15 protein-coding genes are annotated in these 18268 nt (G+C 69.3%); 5 read left to right on the top strand and 10 right to left on the bottom strand.

Translation table 11 applies throughout. From position 1 onward, the window contains the following. Positions 1–17 precede the first annotated feature (17 nt). Genes ACIBK4_RS38860 through ACIBK4_RS38835 form a run of 6 tightly spaced genes read right to left on the bottom strand, consistent with a single transcriptional unit; the run spans position 18 to position 6197 of the window. Positions 18–341, bottom strand: a complete 324-nt coding sequence (locus ACIBK4_RS38860) for an L-rhamnose mutarotase (protein WP_399002785.1) — start codon at positions 339–341, stop codon at positions 18–20. Continuing rightward, entirely contained in the window at positions 338–1864 is a 1527-nt protein-coding gene (locus tag ACIBK4_RS38855) for a sugar ABC transporter ATP-binding protein (RefSeq protein ID WP_399002783.1), read from the bottom strand. Before ACIBK4_RS38855 ends, ACIBK4_RS38860 begins: the two co-directional genes overlap by 4 nt. Beyond that, positions 1861–2904, bottom strand: coding sequence for an ABC transporter permease (locus ACIBK4_RS38850; RefSeq protein ID WP_399002781.1), 1044 nt, complete (start codon positions 2902–2904; stop codon positions 1861–1863). Before ACIBK4_RS38850 ends, ACIBK4_RS38855 begins: the two co-directional genes overlap by 4 nt. After that, the gene (locus ACIBK4_RS38845; protein WP_399002779.1) at positions 2901–3965 is read right to left on the bottom strand and encodes an ABC transporter permease; all 1065 of its coding nucleotides are present in this window, start codon (positions 3963–3965) and stop codon (positions 2901–2903) included. Before ACIBK4_RS38845 ends, ACIBK4_RS38850 begins: the two co-directional genes overlap by 4 nt. Beyond that, a complete protein-coding gene (locus ACIBK4_RS38840; RefSeq protein ID WP_399002777.1) occupies positions 3962–5053 on the bottom strand; it encodes a mandelate racemase/muconate lactonizing enzyme family protein in 1092 nt (363 codons plus the stop codon). The genes ACIBK4_RS38845 and ACIBK4_RS38840 overlap by 4 nt, the downstream gene beginning before the upstream one ends. 52 nt (positions 5054–5105) lie before the next feature. Further along, entirely contained in the window at positions 5106–6197 is a 1092-nt protein-coding gene (locus ACIBK4_RS38835; RefSeq protein ID WP_399002775.1) for a sugar ABC transporter substrate-binding protein, read from the bottom strand. A 335-nt stretch (positions 6198–6532) separates the two neighbouring features. Between ACIBK4_RS38835 and ACIBK4_RS38830 the strand changes: the two genes are divergently transcribed. Beyond that, complete coding sequence (locus tag ACIBK4_RS38830; RefSeq protein ID WP_399002773.1) at positions 6533–7423, top strand: helix-turn-helix domain-containing protein; 891 nt, start codon at positions 6533–6535, stop codon at positions 7421–7423. A 32-nt stretch (positions 7424–7455) separates the two neighbouring features. Here the strand turns inward: ACIBK4_RS38830 and ACIBK4_RS38825 are convergent, their stop codons facing one another. Next, positions 7456–8271: an SAM-dependent methyltransferase gene (locus ACIBK4_RS38825; protein WP_399002771.1), complete on the bottom strand. Its 816-nt coding sequence runs from the start codon at positions 8269–8271 to the stop codon at positions 7456–7458. Positions 8272–8432: 161 nt separating this feature from the next. Further along, complete coding sequence (locus ACIBK4_RS38820; RefSeq protein WP_399002769.1) at positions 8433–9638, bottom strand: MFS transporter; 1206 nt, start codon at positions 9636–9638, stop codon at positions 8433–8435. A gap of 369 nt (positions 9639–10007) precedes the next feature. Here ACIBK4_RS38820 and ACIBK4_RS38815 point away from each other — a divergent pair, with 369 nt between their 5' ends. After that, positions 10008–10475, top strand: a complete 468-nt coding sequence (locus ACIBK4_RS38815; protein ID WP_399002767.1) for a hypothetical protein — start codon at positions 10008–10010, stop codon at positions 10473–10475. Positions 10476–10547: 72 nt separating this feature from the next. On the opposite strand, the gene ACIBK4_RS38810 is transcribed toward ACIBK4_RS38815, so the two are convergent. Further along, on the bottom strand, positions 10548–11654 hold the full coding sequence (locus tag ACIBK4_RS38810; RefSeq protein WP_399002765.1) for a sugar ABC transporter substrate-binding protein: 1107 nt from the start codon (positions 11652–11654) through the stop codon (positions 10548–10550). A 682-nt stretch (positions 11655–12336) separates the two neighbouring features. Here ACIBK4_RS38810 and ACIBK4_RS38805 point away from each other — a divergent pair. Beyond that, positions 12337–13212: a PhzF family phenazine biosynthesis isomerase gene (locus ACIBK4_RS38805; protein WP_399002763.1), complete on the top strand. Its 876-nt coding sequence runs from the start codon at positions 12337–12339 to the stop codon at positions 13210–13212. Positions 13213–13278: 66 nt separating this feature from the next. Here the strand turns inward: ACIBK4_RS38805 and ACIBK4_RS38800 are convergent, their stop codons facing one another. Continuing rightward, on the bottom strand, positions 13279–14274 hold the full coding sequence (locus ACIBK4_RS38800) for a serine protein kinase RIO (protein ID WP_399002761.1): 996 nt from the start codon (positions 14272–14274) through the stop codon (positions 13279–13281). A gap of 310 nt (positions 14275–14584) precedes the next feature. Here ACIBK4_RS38800 and ACIBK4_RS38795 point away from each other — a divergent pair, with 310 nt between their 5' ends. Together ACIBK4_RS38795 and ACIBK4_RS38790 are read left to right on the top strand one after the other, a co-directional pair. After that, positions 14585–16261, top strand: coding sequence for a serine/threonine-protein kinase (locus ACIBK4_RS38795; RefSeq protein WP_399002759.1), 1677 nt, complete (start codon positions 14585–14587; stop codon positions 16259–16261). Between the two features lie 200 nt (positions 16262–16461). After that, positions 16462–18225, top strand: coding sequence for an esterase (locus tag ACIBK4_RS38790; RefSeq protein WP_399002757.1), 1764 nt, complete (start codon positions 16462–16464; stop codon positions 18223–18225). The last annotated feature ends 43 nt before the right edge of the window (positions 18226–18268 follow it).

Here is an 18268-nt window from a genome sequence, read left to right as displayed (position 1 = left end):
TGGGGTCCTGTCCCCCCTCACTCCATGAGGAACACCTGCTCCGCCGGGGCCCACCACTCGCCGGGCGCCGCCTCCGGCACGGGCACCTGACACGGCGCGGTGAGTTGCCACCACCGCCGGGTGGCCTCGTCCTCGGCCATCAGGGCCAGGTCCGCCGCGAGATCCTCTCCGTGGTACTCGAAATAGCTGAACAGACGGTCGCCCAGCAGATGGATCGAGTAGTTGGAGATGTGGCTGCGCCGGATCCGGTCGAGCACCGGCCGGGGCACGTCGCGGTGCAACTCCCGGTATTCGTCCAGCATTTCCGGGCGTACGGCGATGACCTTGGCCACGCGCCTCACGAGCGCACCGTGTCGCGGTCGTGGATCAGGCGGATCACCCGGCCGCTCATGCGGTCGTAGTCGCGGTCGTTGTCGAGTTCGCCGCGGATGCGGTGGTCCGTCATGACGACGATGCGGTCGGCGAGGGTGACCATTTCGGCGAGGTCGCTGCTGATGAGGAGGATGGGGAGGCCGTCGCGGGCGAGGTCCCAGATCAGTTCGTGGAAAGCGCGCTTGGTGCGGACGTCGACGCCGACCGTCGGTTCGTCGATGACGAGCAACTTGGTGTCCGCGGCAAGCCACTTGGCGAGGCTGACCTTCTGCTGGTTGCCGCCCGAGAGCTCGCCCGCGTTCTGCCCGAGCCCCGAGACCCGGATGCCGAGCCGGTCGACGAGGTCCTGCGCGACGTCCCGTTCCTCGCGCGCCGAGACGTACCCGAGGACCTTGGCGAGCCGCTTCCACACCGTCACCGTGATGTTGCGGACGATGGGCTGCTCAAGGAAGACGCCCCCCTCCTTGCGGTTCTCGGTGACGTAGCCGATGCCGAACTCGTGCAGGGCCTGGCGCGGTGACGTGATGCGGACCGGGCTGCCGTGCACGCGGACCTCGCCGCCCGTGATGCGGTCCAGGCCGAGCACCGCCTTGACCAGTTCGCTGCGCCCGGCGCCGACCAGGCCGTACAGGCCGACGATCTCGCCCGGCCGGACCTCCAGGCTGATGTCACGGTGTCCGCCGGCCGTGGAGACCTTGTCCAGTACGAGAGTTGGGGTGGCGGTGCGGTCGACCGTGCGGGGGCGCATCTCCGTCGCCGCGTGGGCGCGGCCCACCATGAGGCCGACGATGTCGTCGTGGGTGTGGTCCGACAGGGGCGAGGACTCCAGGACCGACTTGCCGTCGCGCAGCACGGTGACCGTGTCGCAGACCTCGAAGACCTCCTCCAGCTTGTGGCTGACGAAGACGACACACGCGCCGCGCGCGGCCAGGCGCCGGATCACCTCGAAGAGGCGTTCCGTCTCCTGTGGGGAGAGGGACGCGGTCGGTTCGTCCAGCAGCAGGACCCGGCTCTCGGTGTAGAGGGCCTTGGCTATCTCCACCAACTGCTGTTGCGCCACGGAGAGTTCGCGTACCGGGCGCTGCGGGTCGAGGTCTACGCCGAGTTCCGCGAGGCAGGCGACGGCCGGTGCGGTCATCGCCTCGCGGTCGACGAAGCCGTGGTGGGAGGGCGGGTTCTGCAGGGTGATGTTCTCCGCCACCGAGAAGCCCGGGATCAGGTTGCGTTCCTGGTGGACGACACCGATGCCGGTGCGGGTCGCCTCCAACGGCGAGCGCAGATGGACCAGTTGGCCGTTCCAGGTGAGTTCGCCGCCGTCGGGGGAGTGGACGCCGGTGAGGACCTTGATGAGGGTCGACTTGCCGGCGCCGTTCTCGCCGAGCAGCGCGTGCACGGACCCGGCGGTCAGCCGTAGCCCCACGCCGTCCAGCGCCCGCACACCGGGGAAGACCTTGACGAGGTCGTGGCATTCGAGGAGAACCGTGTCGCTCACTGGACACCTCCGGTCTGCGGCAGGACGGCACCGTCGGTCGTCGCGGACTTCTCCAGGCGGGTCTGGTGCAGCCGGCCGCCGGCGACGGTGCCGAGCACGACCAGGCCGATCAGCAGGTTCACCCAGCTCGGGTCCAGCGAGAACTGGGCGCGTGCGGCGTCGATCAGCCGGGTCACGAAGGCGGCAAGGACCGTACCCAGTACGGCGATTGAGCCGCCGGTGAGGGCCACGCCCCCGATGATCGGCGCGGCGAAGCTCGGCAGCAGCCAGTCGCCGCCGACGCTGCGGTTGACGCCGGGCAGCGAGGCCGTGGCGGTCACGGCGGCGACGCCGATCAGCAGCCCGGACAGCGTGTGCGCGGCGACGATCTGCCGGTCGGTGGAGATGCCGGAGAGCCGGGCCGCGAGGGGGTTGCCGCCCGCCGCGAGGAGCCGACGGCCCGCGACCGTGCGGTACATGAACGCCGCCAGCAGCGCCGCCGCGACAAGCGCGGTGACGAAGACGAGGGGGATGTTCAGCGGCGCCGACGTGCCGAAGTCGCGCAGGGTGCGCGAGTAGCCGTCGACGGTACGGGTGCCGGTGAGCCGGTACTGCGCGCCCAGGAGGATCGTCATCGTCGCGAGGGTGACGATGAACCCGTTGATCTGGGTGGCCACGATCGCAATGCCGGTCGCGAGCCCGATGGCTGTCGCCGTCAACAGGCCCACGATCACGGCGACTCCGGCGGGTACCCCGTGATCGGCCATGAGGACGCCCATCAGGCAGGCGGTGAAGCCGCCCAACGCGCCCACCGCCAGGTTGAGTTGACCCACGCACAGCGCCACCATCTGGGCCAGCCCGATGAGAATGGGCGTCGCCAGGTACTGGAGGAAGACTCGCACCGAGGGACCCTCGAAGAAGGAGCCCGACGAGGCGATGCCCAGTGCCACATAGCCCACCACGACCACGCACAGCAGCATCGCCGCCGTGGAACGGGAGAACCGGCGCAGTGCCTCGCCGCCCCAACTCCCTTGACCCAGTGTCACGTTCAAGCGGTTCATGTGGAGCGCACCACCTTGCGATAGGACACCACCGTGCGGATCCGGTCGGCCGACAGGGCCAGCAGGAGGACACAGCCGAGATAGATGTTCAGGCTCTCCAGCCCGACGCCGAGCAGGTCGAGGCCCTTGCGGATCACCCCGACCAGGGCGGTGCCGAGCAGCGTGCCCAGCACGGACACCACCCCGCCGGTCAGCAGGGTGCCGCCAAGTACCGCGCCCAGAAAGGACGGCAGCATGAAGTCGTCGCCGATGGAGGCACGGAACGTACCCGTCCCGGCCGCCGCCATGAACCCGGCGAGCGCGGCGAGCAGCCCCGACAGCGTGTGCGCGAGCAGCACCCGGCGTCCGGTGGGAATGCCGGACAGCTCCGCGGCGGCCGGATTCGCACCGGTGAGCAGCAGTTCCCGGCCGATGCGCGTACAGCCGTAGAGGAAACCGAGGGCGAGCATCGCGAGGACGGTGAACTGGGCTATCTGCGGGATGGCCGGGGAGCCGCAGATGGGGCCCGCGCAGATGTCGGCGAGGGAGTAGGAGCGCAGGGCGTCGATGCCGGAGGGGTGGGTGGTGAAGGCGGCGTCGTCGGTGAGGGACGAGTAGAGGAGGGAGACCAGGCCCAGCAGGGCGAAGTCCATGGCCAGGGTGACGACGAAGGAGCTCACTCCGGTACGGGCGATGAGCCAGCCGGTGACCGCGCCGATCGCGGCCCCGGCGGCCAGGCACATCAGCAGCCCGACCTGCATCGGGACGCCGAGACGGTCGTAGCCCAGGCCCGCGAACATCGCGCCGAAGGCGGCCATGCGGCCGACCGCGAGGTTCATGTGGCCGACGGACAGGGCGACCATCTGCGCGAGCGCGACCACGGTCAGTGTGGCGATGTCGCGCAGGAGCGGGAAGAGCACCAACTGCTGGTCCAGGAACGCCGGTCGGAGCACGCCGAACAGCACGCTGAGCGCGATGACCAGCACCAGCAGGCCGAGCCGCTGGTTGACCCAGAACGGCATGCGGTGCGGTGCCGTCCTCTCCTCCGGGACCGTGTCCGGTGGGCTGATCGAGGTCGTCATGCCACCCTCCGGTCGTCCAGCGCGTCCGGGTCCCAGTCGATGCCGATGCCGGGTGCGTCCGGGGCTACGGCCCTGCCGTCGCGGATGGTCAGTTCGGTGCGGGTGACCGCCCTCAACTGCGGTATGTACTCGACGTATTGGCCGTTCGGTACGGCGGCGGCGAGGCTCACGTGCAGTTCCATCAGGAAGTGCGGGCAGACCATGACGTTGTGGCTCTCGGCGAGGTGCGCGACCTTCAGCCACGGGGTGATGCCACCGATCCGCGCGGCGTCGACCTGCACGACGGACGCGGCACCGGCCTCCAGATAGCTGCGGAACTGCATGAGCGAGTACATCGACTCGCCTACTGCGACGGGGATTCGGGTCGCCGCCGCGAGCCGCGCGTGTCCGCTGATGTCGTCGGCGGGCAGCGGCTCCTCCAGCCAGTACGGGTCGTACGGCTCCAGCGCCGCCGCGAGCCGGAGGACGGAGGAGGCCGTCTGGGACTGGTTGGCGTCGGTCATGATGTGGAGGGAGGGACCGACGGCCTCGCGGACCGCGCGCAGGCGTTCCGCGTCCTCGGCGGGATGCGGCCGACCCACCTTGATCTTGACGCCCGCCCAGCCCGACTCCTGGGCGCGCAGGGCGCTTTTGACCAGTTCCTCGGCGCTCAGGTGCAGCCAGCCGCCCTCGGTGTCGTAGACCGGCACCTCCTGGCGGTGACCGCCGGCCAGCCGCCACAGCGGTTCGCCCGCGCGCTTGCACCGCACGTCCCACAGGGCGGTGTCGACGGCGGCGAGGGCGAGCGAGGTGATGGCCCCCGTGGTGGTGGAGCGGGTCAGCGCGAACAGTCGTTGCCACAGCGCCTCGACGTTGCGGGCGTCCTGTCCGACGAGCACGGGCAGCAAGTGGTCGCGCAGCAGGGCGAGTACGGAGCTGCCGCCGGTGCCGATCGTGTAGGAGTAGCCGGTTCCCGCGAGGCCGTCAGCCGTCTCCAGATCGACCAGGACCGTCTCCTGTTTCACGAACGACTGCACCGCGTCGGTACGGTCCTGCTCGACGGCGATGTCGGCCAGCCTCGCGGTCGCGGCCGTGATGATGCTGCTCATTCAGCAATTCCGCTTTCTGTCGTGGGGGTTGGCCATCAGCGGTGGCCGGCCGTCAGCCGCAGGAGAGGACCTTGTCGGCGAACTCCTGCTTCAACTGGGCGGTCTTGGCCTGCCGCGCCTTGTCGTAGCCGGAGACGTTCGCCTTGGTGACGACGAACGAACCCGAGTCCACCTCCACGCCCGGGGAGCGCACCGTGCACTGCTTCGTCTGGAGCAGCGCCAGCGCCCACGTGCCGATCTCGGCCTGCCCGACCGGGTTCTGTACGACGGTGGCGGTGACCGTGCCCTGCTTGATGCCGCTGAGGATCTTGGCGTCGTCGTCGATGGCGATGACCTTCGCCTTCGAACCGGACGACTTGACGACGTCGGCCGCGGCGACGGCCGGGTTGTAGGCGGTGGCGACAATGCCCGTGATCTGACCGCCCTTTGCCGCCATCAGGTCGGACACCGCCTTCTGCGCGGTCTGCAGGTCCGTGTCGATGTCGGTGATGGTCTGCAGCAGCTTGACCTTGCCGCCCGACTCCTTCACGGCCTGGGCGACGCCCTTGATCCTCAACTGGGTATTGGCGTCAACGTTGTTGCCGGTCAGATGGACCAGGGTGCCCTTGCCGCCCATGGCCGCGATCGCCGCCTTCGCGGCTTTGTAGGCGGCGAGTTGGACGTCCGTGGAGAGACAGAAGTCGGCCTCGTCCTTGGTGCCGGCGGGGCACGAGCCCAGTGAAGCCACCGGGAATCCCTGGGACTTGAGGTCGGCGAAGGTCGAGTTGATGTCGGTGGGGGAGACGCCGAACACCCCGAACGCGTTGTAGCCGCGCGCCGCGAGCGTGGACAGCAGGTTGTTCTGCTTCTGCTGGTCCCACTCCGCCGTCTCGTCGAAGGCGACGGCTCCGAGGCCGTACGTCTTCTTCGCGGCGGCGCCCGCGGTCTTCCAGGGCTGGAAGTACGGGTGGGCGCCGCCGGGCACCAGGGCGACCTTGGTCTTGGAGCCGTCCACGAGGTCGGCGCCGGCGCCCGTGTGCGCGGCCGGCGCGGCCTGACCGCCGGACTGCGCACCCGAGTTCTTGTAGGTGCAGGCCGCTGTCCCCGAGGCCAGCAACACGGCCGCGACAACTCCGGGCAGGACAGATCTGGTTGGGAAGCGCATGACCCACCCCTGCGGATTCAGATAGGAATCAGATAGGAAATCGATGCGGCGATCGTGGGGGAGGAACCAGCGCCCGTCAAGACTTGCGGCACGAACACGTCTGGTGGAGAGGGAGTTTGTGACTCTGAGGGCATGCTCCCGGGTCTCTCTTGCGACCCGGCCGCGCGCGAAATCGTATAGGAAATGTGCACGTGTCGGCCTGGCCGTAAAGGTACGGATCATTCCCGCCAGTCGAAGATCGCGTGGCCCGCGGCCCCCTAGGATGACTGGCTTCAGCGGTCGCGGGCGGACAAGTCGCGGGCGTGCAGGGGCAGTTCACCGCAGGGAGAATGCGCATGGGTTCCGACGAGGTCTTAACCACGCCGCTGGACGGGCTGTCGGCAGGCCCCGTGGTGCCGCGGCTGGTACTGGGCGCACGATTGCGCGAACTGCGCGAGGGCCGGGACATCTCCCGCCAGGCCGCCGGTGAGGCCATCCGCGCCTCCCGCTCCAAGATCAGCCGCCTGGAGGCGGGCCGCCACCGCTTCAAAACGCGCGACGTGGCCGACCTGCTCACGCTCTACGGCGTCACGGACGAGGCCGGGCGAGCCACCCTGCTGGCCCTCGCCGAGGAGGCCAACTCCCCTGCCTGGTGGCAGCACTTCAACGATGTCGTGCCCACCTGGACGCGGGCCTACCTCGGGGCCGAACAGGCGGCGAGCCTCGTCCGCTGCTTCGAGGTCCAGCGCGTTCCCCACCTGCTGCAGACCCCGGACTACGCGCGGGCCTCCCTCCGGCTCGCCCACTCGGGCGCCGGAGGTGCGGAACTCGACCGGCGGGTCAAGCTGCGGATGACACGGCAGCGGATTCTCCGGCGGCGGCCGGCGGCCCAGCTCTGGGCGGTGATCGACGAGGCGGCGCTACGGCGCCCGGTGGGCGGCCTCGGCACGATGCGCGCCCAGCTCAGGCATCTCATCGAGATCTGCCGGCTGCCCCAAGTCACCGTCCAGGTCATGCCGTTCCTCGCCGGCGGACACGCGGCGGAGGCCGGTCCGGTGACGATCCTGCGGCTGCCCGGCGGCCGGCTGCCCGACATGGTCTACCTCGAACAGCGCGTCACCGCCCTGTATCCCGACAAGCCGACCGAGATCGAGTGCTACTGGGACGTCATGAACCGCCTGGTGGTGGAGGCGGAATCGCCGGAGGAGACTCCGACGATCCTGCATCGCATCCTTCAGGAGACGTGATCCGTCACAAGACCTGAACTGCCGGGCGGGTACTAGCGCTTGAGGGCGACGCCGCCGTACTGGTGCACCTCCGCCGGCAGACCCCAGGCGCTGTCGTCGGGGCGCCAGCGGGAGCACGACGCGACACCCGGTTCGAGCAGTTCGAGGCCCTCGAAGAAGCCCGCGATCTGCTCGGGGCTGCGCAGGATGTACGGGATCGAACCGCCCTCGTTGTACTGCCGGATGGCGTCGACGTAGGCCTCGCTGGTGTCCGTGCTGTCGTACTGCACGAGGTAGCTGCCGGCGGGCAGGGCCTCCACCAGCCGCCGTACGATCGAGCGTGCCTCGTCGTAGTCCTCGATGTGGCCCAGGATGCCCATCAGCATGAGGGCGACGGGCTTGTCGAAGTCCAGGGTCTTGGCGGCCTCGCGCACGATGGTGGCCGGGTCGCGCAGGTCGGCGTCGACGTAGTTGGTGACGCCCTCCGCGGAACTGGTGAGCAGCGCGCGGGCGTGGGCCAGCACCAGCGGGTCGTTGTCGACGTAGACGATGCGGCAGTCGGGTGCCACACGCTGGGCTATCTCATGGGTGTTGTCCACGCTGGGCAGTCCGGTGCCGATGTCCAGGAACTGCCGGATGCCCTCCTCGCCGGCCAGGTGCCGGACGGCGCGGGCGAGGAAATAGCGGGCGGCGCGGGCGCCGGTCTCTATGCCGGGGAAGATCTCGCGGAACGCGTCACCGGCGACACGGTCCACCTCGTAGTTGTCCTTGCCGCCCAGCCAGTAGTTCCAGATCCGGGCCGACTGCGGCACGGTGGTGTCGAACCTGGCCAGCGCATCCTGCTCGGAGTTGTCTGCCGCTTCGGTCATGGACGCTCCTGTGCTTACGGCGGTGTGAACCACGGAACCGTCGAAGATCGGCCGTGGACACCCACGTTATTCCCCCGCGGCTCGGCTCATGCGCCTCGTCGGCCCCAACTGCCCGTACCGGCACGCTCGTTGGCTTGTTCGCTGCGCCCGGTGACGTGGAATCAGCCCTCGGCCGCGTGCCGGGTGAGGAATCCGGTGAGGGCCGCGACGGCGGCCAGTACGGCCACGCTGGTGAGGGCGGCGGGGAGCGAGTACCAGTCCGCCATGAAGCCGATGGCGGGCGGTCCCAGGAGCATGCCGCCGTAGCCGAGGGTGGAGGCGATCGCGACTCCGTCGGGGCCGGCGAGGGTACCGGCGCGTTCGACGGCGACAGGGAAGAGGTTGGCGAGACCGAGCCCGGTGATCACGAAGCCGAGGACGGCCGCCCACAGGGTGGGGGCGAGGGCGCCGAGCAGCATGCCGGCGGCGGCGGTCGTGCCGCCGGACACGAGCGTGCGGGTACGGCCGAGCCGTTCGAGGAGGCGGGTGCCGGAGAGGCGTCCCGCGGTCATCGCGAGCGCGAAGCAGGAGTAGCCGATCGCTGCCGCGCCGGCGGTGGCGTCGAGGTCCTGTTCCAGGTGCAGGGCGCTCCAGTCGGCGAGCGCGCCTTCGCCGAAGGCGGTGCAGAGGGCGATCAGACCGAAGGTGAAGACGAGGCCGCGGGTGCGGGGGGTGAGGCGGCGGGGGGTGGGCTCGTGCTTCGGCGGGTCGTCGGGGAGCGTCGGGGGTGTTGCGGGCGCTGGGGGCGATGCGGGTATCGGGGGCTGGAGGCGTAGCAGGCTGCGGCCGACCAGCGCGGTGACGAGCAGGCCGATCAGGGTGAGGCCGAACAGATGCTGGGTCGGGGTGAGGACCCCGGCCACGAGCCCGCCGAGCCCGGCGCCGACCATGCCGCCGAGGCTGAACGCGGCGTGGAAGCTGGGCATGATGGGCCGCCGCATGGCCCTGACCAGGTCGACCGCCGCGCTGTTGAACGCCACGTTGATCCCGCCGTAGGCCGCGCCGAAGACCAGGAGGACGAGGCCGAGGGTGAGCGGTGAGTGGGTGAGCGGGGGCAGGGAGACGCTCAGGGACAGCAACACGGCACAGACGACGGTGACTTGGTGGTTGCCGTAGCGGTGGCAGAGGCGGCCGGTGAGCATCATGGTGATGACCGCGCCGGCGGAGACGCCGAGGAGCGCGAGGCCGAGGGAGCTGGCCGAGGCGCCGGTCTGTTCCTTGATGGCGGGGATGCGGACGACCCAGCCGGCGAAGATGAAGCCGTCGAGGGCGAAGAAGGCGGTGAGGGTGATCCGGAGCCGGGTGAGGTCGGAACGGGTGCCCGGCACGACGTTGTGCGTTCGGGGTTTGTTTATTTGCGGCACAAAGTCAGGCTAGGTGGGGGAGAGGTGTAGGGGCAAGGCCGGAGCGGGAACCGGAACTGCCGGCCGGCCGCGGGCGTGGCCGACGGAAGTCCGGACGCCGTTCGTCACTTCCGCGCGTTGCGCGCTGCGTGTGCCGAGGTGGCTGTCCGGGCCGGACTTCATCGCGGGCCAGGCCGCATCTCAGGGGGGCGGCGGTCGTCTCTGGGCAAGGCTGTTCATTTCTCGTTCGATTCCTGTTGGGGTGTCTGCCGTTACTGTCTGGCGTGCACTCGGAACGACGACCATAAGACGACGAGAACCAGTATCCGTGGTTTCCGAATACGGGAGAAACGCGTGAAGGTACTTCGCCTGCCGTTCGTCCTCGCCATTGCATTGGCGGCCCTGTTGGGAACTCTCGCATCGCCCGCTTCGGCCGTGGAGCGCACCTGCTACGGGAAGACGGGAAACTTCAACGACAACTGGCTTCTTCTGGTGGACTGGGACCGGGGCGAAAGCGAATGCTTCGGCGTCGCGCCGTCCGGCAGTATCTGGCACACGTGGCAGACTGCCGACACGTGGTACGAGATGCCGGGCAACGGCCGTGCTTCGTATGTCGCAAGCGCCTACGACATCTACGACGGCATTTCGAACGCTCAGAACATTGGAAAAGCCGTAAAGGTCGTCACGACGAGCAGTTCCTACTGCAGTTACCTTGACTACGCGACCAATACCTGGGGTGGCTGGTACGAGGTCTCCACATCCAGTACCTGCACGAGCTCACCCAACATCGGGTACAAGGCTACGACTTGGCTCCTGCAATAGGGCATGGCCGCGCTCCACGGACAGCTGTCTCGCGAGAGACAGCTGTCCTGTGCGGTGGTCGGCCGGCGGTTGTTACTTCAGGCCGATCGCGGTGCAGTCCGCCGCGTACTTCGGGGTGCAGATGTCCTTGACGGAGTAGACGCCGTCCGTGATCACGGTGTCCTCGATGTTGTCCTTGGTGAGCGCGACCACCGGTACCAGCATCGTGGGGATCTTCTTTTCGGTGGGGCTGTCGACCGAGTCCCGGGTCAGTGCGTCGAACTGGATGTCGCGGCCCTGGACCTTGTACACCGCCATTTCCGCGGCGCGGGTGGCCTCCTCGATGAACGGCTTGTACGCGGTCATGTACTGATCGCCCGAAACGATCCGCTGCACCGCGTCCAGATTCGCGTCCTGGCCGGTCACCGGCGGGATCTTTGTCGCACCCGCGTCCTTCAAGGCCTCGATCACGGCGCCTGCCAGGCCGTCGTTGGCCGCGTAGACGGCGGCGATATTGTCGAGGCCGATGGCCTTGATCGCGTTCTTCATGTTGGCCTTGGCGACCGCGGGCGACCATTTGGCGGTGTCGTATTCCTTGGCTATCACGACCCTGTCCTCAAGTTCGCCGAGGGCACCCTCTTTGAACTTCGCGTAATTCGTGTCGGCGGGGTCGCCGTTCATCATGACGATCTTGCTGGATGCGGCCTTGTTGCCGAGCGCCGTGAGGATGGCACGGGCCTGGATCTCGCCGACGAGTTCGTTGTCGTGCGAGACATACGCGGCGATCGGGCCCTCCGCGAGCCGGTCGTAGGCGATGACGGGGATACCGGCGTCCTTCGCCTTCTGGATGTCCGGCGCGATGGCCTTGGAGTCCAGTGCGTCGACCAGGATGACGTCGACCTTCTGGTCCACCATCTGCTGGAACTGGCGGCTCTGCTTGGCCTGGCTGGCCTCGGCGTTGGCGTAGACGAGCTTGCCCTTGCCGTGCGTGAGGGTGGCGACCTCCTTCTTGATGACGGGATGGTCGAAATCCTCGAAGCGTGCGGTGTCCTTGTCGGGCAGGAGCAGCCCCACCGTGATGTCGTCGCCCTTCTTCGGGGACGCGGAGCTGTCGCCTCCGCCGACTCCGTTGACGACGCCGCACGCGGTGAGCGTCAGCGCGGACGCGGAGGCGGTGAGGGCTGTCGCGAGACGACGCACGGGGATTCCACAAAGGACAGGAGCGCTCACGTCTGGCGCCTTTCGAGTGTGCGGGTGGAGCGGTTTGCTTTTGGTGGTCGTTGAAGCGCGGTGGGAAGTAGCCGCCGGGCAGGGGGAGTTGCCCTTACGTCTGCGGGCGCAGGGAGGCTGCGATACGGCCTCCGCGGCCGGGGGAGCTCCTTCGCCTGTGCGACTTCTGTGGGTGACCGTCACCGTTGCACTTCCTCGATGTGGAGGGTGTGGTGCTCAGGGAGAGAGGTTGTGGCGGCTTTGGGGCGAGAGGTGTGCGGGCGGCGGTTCATGGAGAAGGTGTGCGGGATAACCGGGGGGAAGGTGTCGCCGGGGTTGATTGAGGGGGCGGGAGCTTGTCCTCGGGGCTGGGGGTGATGCCGGCGCGGGGGCCGAGGGGTTCCGGTCGGGTGTCGTAACCCCGGGTGTTGTGGCGGGTGTTGGAGACGGTGGCGGCGGCGAGGGCGCGTGGCGGTGGGGGCCGGGGCGAGGGCGGTCTCGGCGCGGTAGTGCCCGAGGTGGGCGGCCCTCTCGGCGATGAGTACGGCGAGTGGCCCGCCGTCGGTTCTGCCGTCGCCCCGGCGAGTCAACCCCGCCCGCTCACGTCCGGGAATGGTCCCGCGTCCTGCTCACGTCCGGGAATGGTCCCGCGTCCGCCCCGGTTGCCACGATCATGACGACGAGCGAATCACGGCCCGAGGTACTCCGCTACACCGCCTTCTCCAGCGACCCCGACGGCGGAAACCGCGCGGGCGTCGTCCTGGACGCCAACGCCCTTGACGACAGTGCCATGTTGGCCATCGCCGCCGACCTCGGATACTCGGAGTCCGCGTTCCTGATCGCGCCGCCGGAGGGGCTCGGCGGTCAGGAGGGGCGGGCGTTCGGCATCCGTTACTTCAGTCCGAAGGCCGAGGTGTCGTTCTGCGGGCACGCCACCGTGGCGACCGCCGTCGCGCTCGCCGAGCGGGTGGGCCCGGGCGAGTTGGTCTTCGCGACGCGCGCCGGCGTCGTACCGGTGGAGGTCGTCGAGGAGGGCGGGACGCTACGGGCCACGCTCACCAGTGTCGAACCGCACACCGAGGAGATCGCCGACGCCGACCTCGCGGAGGCGCTCGCCGCGCTCGACTGGGCGGAGGCCGAGCTCGACCCCGCCTTCCCGCCCCGGATCGCCTTCGCCGGTGCCCGCCATCTCGTCCTCGCGGCGGCGACCCGCGCCCGACTCGCCGATCTGGCCTACGACTTCGCTCGCCTCGAAGCCTTGATGCACCAACTGGACCTGACCACCGTCCAGTTGGTGTGGCGGGAGTCGGACACCGTCTTCCACGTACGGGACCCATTCCCCGTCGGCGGTGTCGTCGAGGACCCGGCGACCGGCGCGGCGGCGGCCGCATTCGGGGCGTACGTAAGGGAGTTGGGCCTCGTCCCCGAGGCCGTCGTCCTCACCCTGCACCAGGGTGAGGACCTGGGCCGCCCCGGCGAACTCACCGTGACGCTGCGCACGGGCGACCCCCGCGTCCGGGTCGGCGGCGCGGGGGCACGCATCGGCTGACGGGCCGGCCGCGGCGGCGGTGCGGGCGCCGGTCCGCCCCGCCGTCGTAGCGCATCGTGCGGTGGTTCAGAAGGCGTGTGCCATCAACTCCCCGAACAGGGCGTGCTCGTCGACGTCCAGGCCCCGGGCACGGAACCAGCCGCAGATGTTGGCGCAGTCGCGCTGGAGGAAGGTCATCCCGTTGAGGTTGCCGACCAGGTCGACGATCTGCGGGAGGTCGATGACGACCAGGCGCTCGCCCGCCGCCAGGATGTTGTAAGCGGAGAGGTCGCCGTGCACGAGGCCGTTCTGCACCATCGTCGCGAGCGCGTTGGTGAGTTGCTCGAAGTAGGACGCCAGCAGCTCGGGTGAGGGGCGGGTCTGGGCGAGCCGGGGCGCGGTCGCGACGGTGCCGTCCTCGTCGGTGACGGTGATCCACTCCATCAGGATCTCGGTGCCGTCGATCTGGACCGGGTAGGGCACCGGCAGCCCGAGGTTCCAGAGCCGCACCAGCGCGGCCCACTCGGACACCGCCCACTCGCCCGCCGCGACCTGGCGGCCGAACGTGCTCTTCCGCTTGACGGCCCGCTCGTCACGCGAGCGCTTCATCGAGCGGCCCTCGGTGTAGGACGCGGCGCGGTGGAAGGACCGGTGCTCGGAGGAGCGGTACCGCTTGGCCGCCATCACCACACCGGCGTCGGGGTCGAGCGGGTCGGCGCGCTCGACGAGGTGGACGTCGGCCTCCTTACCGGTCTTGAGAACGCCGAGCTCGGTGTCGATCGCGCCCTGCGAAGTCACCACCCAGTCCGGGAGCGGCTCGGGGCCTCGGGACAGGGGTTCGACGCTGAGCCACGTCGACCAGCGCTGACCGTCGGCGAGGTCGTCGTCGTAGGCACGGAACTCGAAGACGAACCGGTCGTCGATGTCACCGGGCTCGCCAGGGCCGCCCGGTTCACCAGGGTCGCCCGGTCCGCCCGGGCCGTCCGGCGGAGGGACGCGGCGGTGGGCGTCGGTGCTGAAGTCGTCAGGAAACGACGGGTGTTGGGGGTGCTGAGGGTGTTGCGAGAGATTGTCGCGAGACATCGCTGGGAGTGCTCCATGAGGTGAGAGTGAGGCGGTCTGCGGGCAGGCCGGAAACAGTCGTCGTCACGGTCGTGCCTCCTCTCGTGGAGCACCGGGCAGGTCCCGATGTCCCGCCCATGGTGAGGGGCGGACACGGGGAGCGACAACTGATTTAAGGCGGCCCGCGTCGCCCGTCCCTGCCGTCGGGGTCCCGCCGGCCGTCAACGCGCTTTCGAACAGGCTTCGTTCACGATCGCGCACGGTGCCCGGGGCGTCGGGAGCCGATACGCTGTGGGGCGGCCATGGACCGGGGGCGGGCTGGGGGCGGGGCATGGATGATCCGCGAATGCAGTTGTCGGCGGGCGGATACGTCTGTGAGCGTGTGCTCGGCCGGGGCGGGCAAGGTGTGGTCTGGCTCGCCCGGGACGGGGCGGGACGGCAGGCCGTGGTCAAGTTCCTGCTGCCGGGCAAGGAGTACGACGCGGTGGCGCTCGCCCGCGTACGCCGTGAGTTCGGTGCGGCCAGCCGGGTCGGCGAACTGGCCACGGCGCGGGTCCTCGACGCCGACCTGACCGGCCAACACCCGTACATCATCAGCGAGTTCGTCCCAGGGCCCACAATCCACGAGCATGTGAGGACCACCGGTCCGCTGCCCTCCGGGCGGCTCCAGTCACTGGCGCTGACCGTCGCGCACGCGCTGGCGCAGGTGCACACGGTGGGCGTCGTGCACCGGGACATCAAACCGTCCAACATCCTGCTCTCCCCGGACGGACCGCGCATCATCGACTTCGGTATCGCCCGCGACGACCGGTCGCACGAGTCGGCGCTGACCACGCCGGGCGGTGTCCTCGGTTCGCCCGCGTACATGTCGCCCGAGCAGGCCCGGTCGCTCCAAGTCACCAGCGCCTCCGACGTGTTCTCCCTCGGCGGCACGCTGTACTTCGCGGCCACGGGGCGCCATCCCTTCGCCGGGGAGAGCGACTACGAGGTGCTCGTCGCCGTGTGCACCCGCGACGCGGATCTCACGGAGGTGCCGGAACCGGTCCGTTCGGTCATCGCCGACTGCCTGCGGAAGGACCCGGCGGAACGTCCTACGGCCGCCCAGATCGTCACCCGGCTCGCGACGGCGACGGAGAACGCGCGGACGGAGTCGCGCACACCGTCGCGACTGCCCGGACGCGGAAGCGGCGGATCCGGGAACACCGGACCAGGGAACACCGGGCCTGGGAGCGGCGGCGCGGGCTCCGGCCTGAACGCCAAGCAGCTGCGGCTGTGGGCGGTCGCGGCCGGCAGCGCCGCGGTGGCCGTGCTGCTCGCCGTCGTGCTCAGTACGACCTCGGGGGGATCGGCGACGGAGGGCGCGTCCGGAGGACCCACGCGGTCCACGAGATCAGCGAGCCCCCAACTCCTCTCGTACACCGATGACTTGACCGACTCGGGCGACTGGCTGGACAAGGACCCGGCCCTGGCGAGGATCACGCACAAGGGCGGGACCATGCTGGTGGATCCCCGGCCCGAGCTGGAGGTGTGGCCGCAGGCGCCCTTCGAGCCGTCCTCGTTCGCGGTACGGCTGAGCACCCAGACGGAGTGGTACGGAGGCGAGGGCGGGGTCGGGCTGTGGTGCGACGGCTCGGGGAACTACGCGAAGGGCTCCCGCTGGGCGACGTATCTGACGACCGATCAGGAAGCGCTGATCGTGCGGGAGTTCCGGTTCAAGGGGAAGTTCCAGCACGACCGGGTCGTAGAGGTCGATCTCGCGGACCTCGGCCTGAAGGTGGCGAGTCAGCGGCAGATCGACATGTCGATGACCTGTTCCTCGGCCGGCGCGGGCCGGATCAAGGTGGAGCTCGCCGTGAACGGCACCCGGGTCGCCGCCTACACCGGAGCCGCCTTCGACGAGCGGGGCTGTGGTGTGGCCGCCTTCCACTACAGCGCGACCGATCCGCAGGGCACGGCCTATCACGCGGGGTTCGAGCGCTTCACCGCGACCGAGCTGGCAGCGCCCTGACCAGCGGCTGGCCGGCGACGGGTCTGTTCTAACAAAATTATCATCGAAATTGTTAACAATCTTGGGGCTCCGGCACATGATCCAGGCCTACAGTCTGGGACTCGTATGAGCCGCACAGTCCGACCTGCCCGCGATGACCGCCGGGATGGTGCCCAGGTACGGCTGTGACCACGCAACTCGCTGTACAAGGAGGCCTACGGGTGGACATCAACCGCAGAACTGTGATCCGGAGCGCCACGGGCGTCGCAGCCCTGGCCACGTTCGGAATCGCCGAGGGCACGGCGGGCGCGGCCTACGCCGCCACCTCGTCGTCGAGCGGTTCGTCGAGCAGTTCCGCGAGCACGTCCTCGGCGTACTCGCTGGAGTTCGACCCGACCGCCTGGTCGTACGACGCGACCAACGACGTGTACTACCAGGTCGGCAAGGTGTACGTCACGAACCCGGCCGCGACGGACTACGAGAACCTGTCGATCTACGTCCCGGGCGCCTATCTGACGGCGACCGCGAACAGCGACGGGACCACGTACACCGCGAAGGCCAACCCGAAGGGCACCGTCGGCCAGTACTCGGGACGTACGGCGCCGATCGTGATCCCGGTGAACACCCCCGGGTACGCCCAGCAGGCGCCGGCCACGTCCTACAGCTACACCAGCGTGTCGGAGTACCTGGAGGCCGGGCTCGTCTACGTGTGGCCGGGTCTGCGCGGCCGGGACAGCTCGACCAGCACCCGCTCCGACGCGGCGCCCTGGGGCGTGACCGACCTCAAGGCCGCGGTCCGGTTCCTCCGGTACAACCGCAGCGTCCTGCCCGGCAGCACGGACGACATCGTCCTGTTCGGCATGAGCGGCGGCGGCGCCCAGGACACTGTGGCCGGCACGTCCGGCGACAGCCCTCTGTACGACCCCTACCTGCGCACGATCGGCGCGGCGATGGAGGACGCCCAGGGCCGCCCCCTCAGCGACGCGGTCGCCGGCGTCATGGCCTGGTGCCCGATCACCAACCTGGCCGAGGCCAACCTGTCCTACGAGTGGAACATGGGCCAGTTCGCCTCGACCGGCACGCGCGCGTCCACCACGTGGACCAGCGCCTACTCGGCGGACCTCGCGAAGGCCTGGCCCAAGTACCTCAACCGCCTCGGCCTGCGCGACGAGAAGGGCAGGCGCCTTGAGCTGACCAGGTCCAGCAACGGCACGTACCTGTCCGGCAGTTACTACGACCACCTGATCGGGGTGATCACCACCTCGCTGAACAACTTCCTGTCGGACAACACCTTCCCGTACACCATCACGACCCAGGGCGGGCCGCCCGGATCGGGCCAGACGGGGACCTCGACCACGTACGAGACGGTCGCCGACTACATCGCCTACCTCAACACCGACAGCGCCTGGGTCACGTACGACGCCACGACCAACACCGCGACGGTGTCCGGCCTCGAAGGCTTCGTCAACAGCCAGAAGAACGCGAACAAGCCGGTCGGCGCGTTCGACGGGTACTCCCGCGGGCAGGGCGAGAACAGCGTCTTCGCGATGGGCCTCAACGCCCCGTCGCACTTCGCGCCGCTCACGCGCGACGTCATCAAGGCGAACCAGACGACGTACGCCACGTACTCCGACTGGAACGCCGACTACGGCGTCTCGGCGTACGACGGCGACTTCGCCAAGAAGGACAGCGTCGGCAAGGACATGGCCTGGCGCGGCGACGCGTACAACCCGCTGTACTTCCTCTCGCCCGCCTTCGCCGGCTACCGGCAGTCCCAGGTGGCGCGGCACTGGCGCATCCGCACCGGCATCATGCAGGGCGACACGGCCAACACCACTGAGATCAACCTCCAGTTGGCCCTGCGGAACTACGGCATCCGTGACGTCGACTTCGCCACCGTGTGGGCCGAGGCGCACACGATGGCCGAGCGCACGGGCGACCCGACGGCGAACTTCATCAGCTGGGTGGAGTCCATCATCAAGTAGGGATCCTCGGCAGGCCGTCGCCGCGCCAACTGGACCTGACCAT

The sequence above is a fragment of the Streptomyces sp. NPDC050528 genome (assembly GCF_044457795.1).
Taxonomy (GTDB): Bacteria; Actinomycetota; Actinomycetes; order Streptomycetales; family Streptomycetaceae; genus Streptomyces.
Note: the sequence above shows the minus strand (reverse complement) of the source record. Positions and strands in the feature narration are given on the sequence as shown.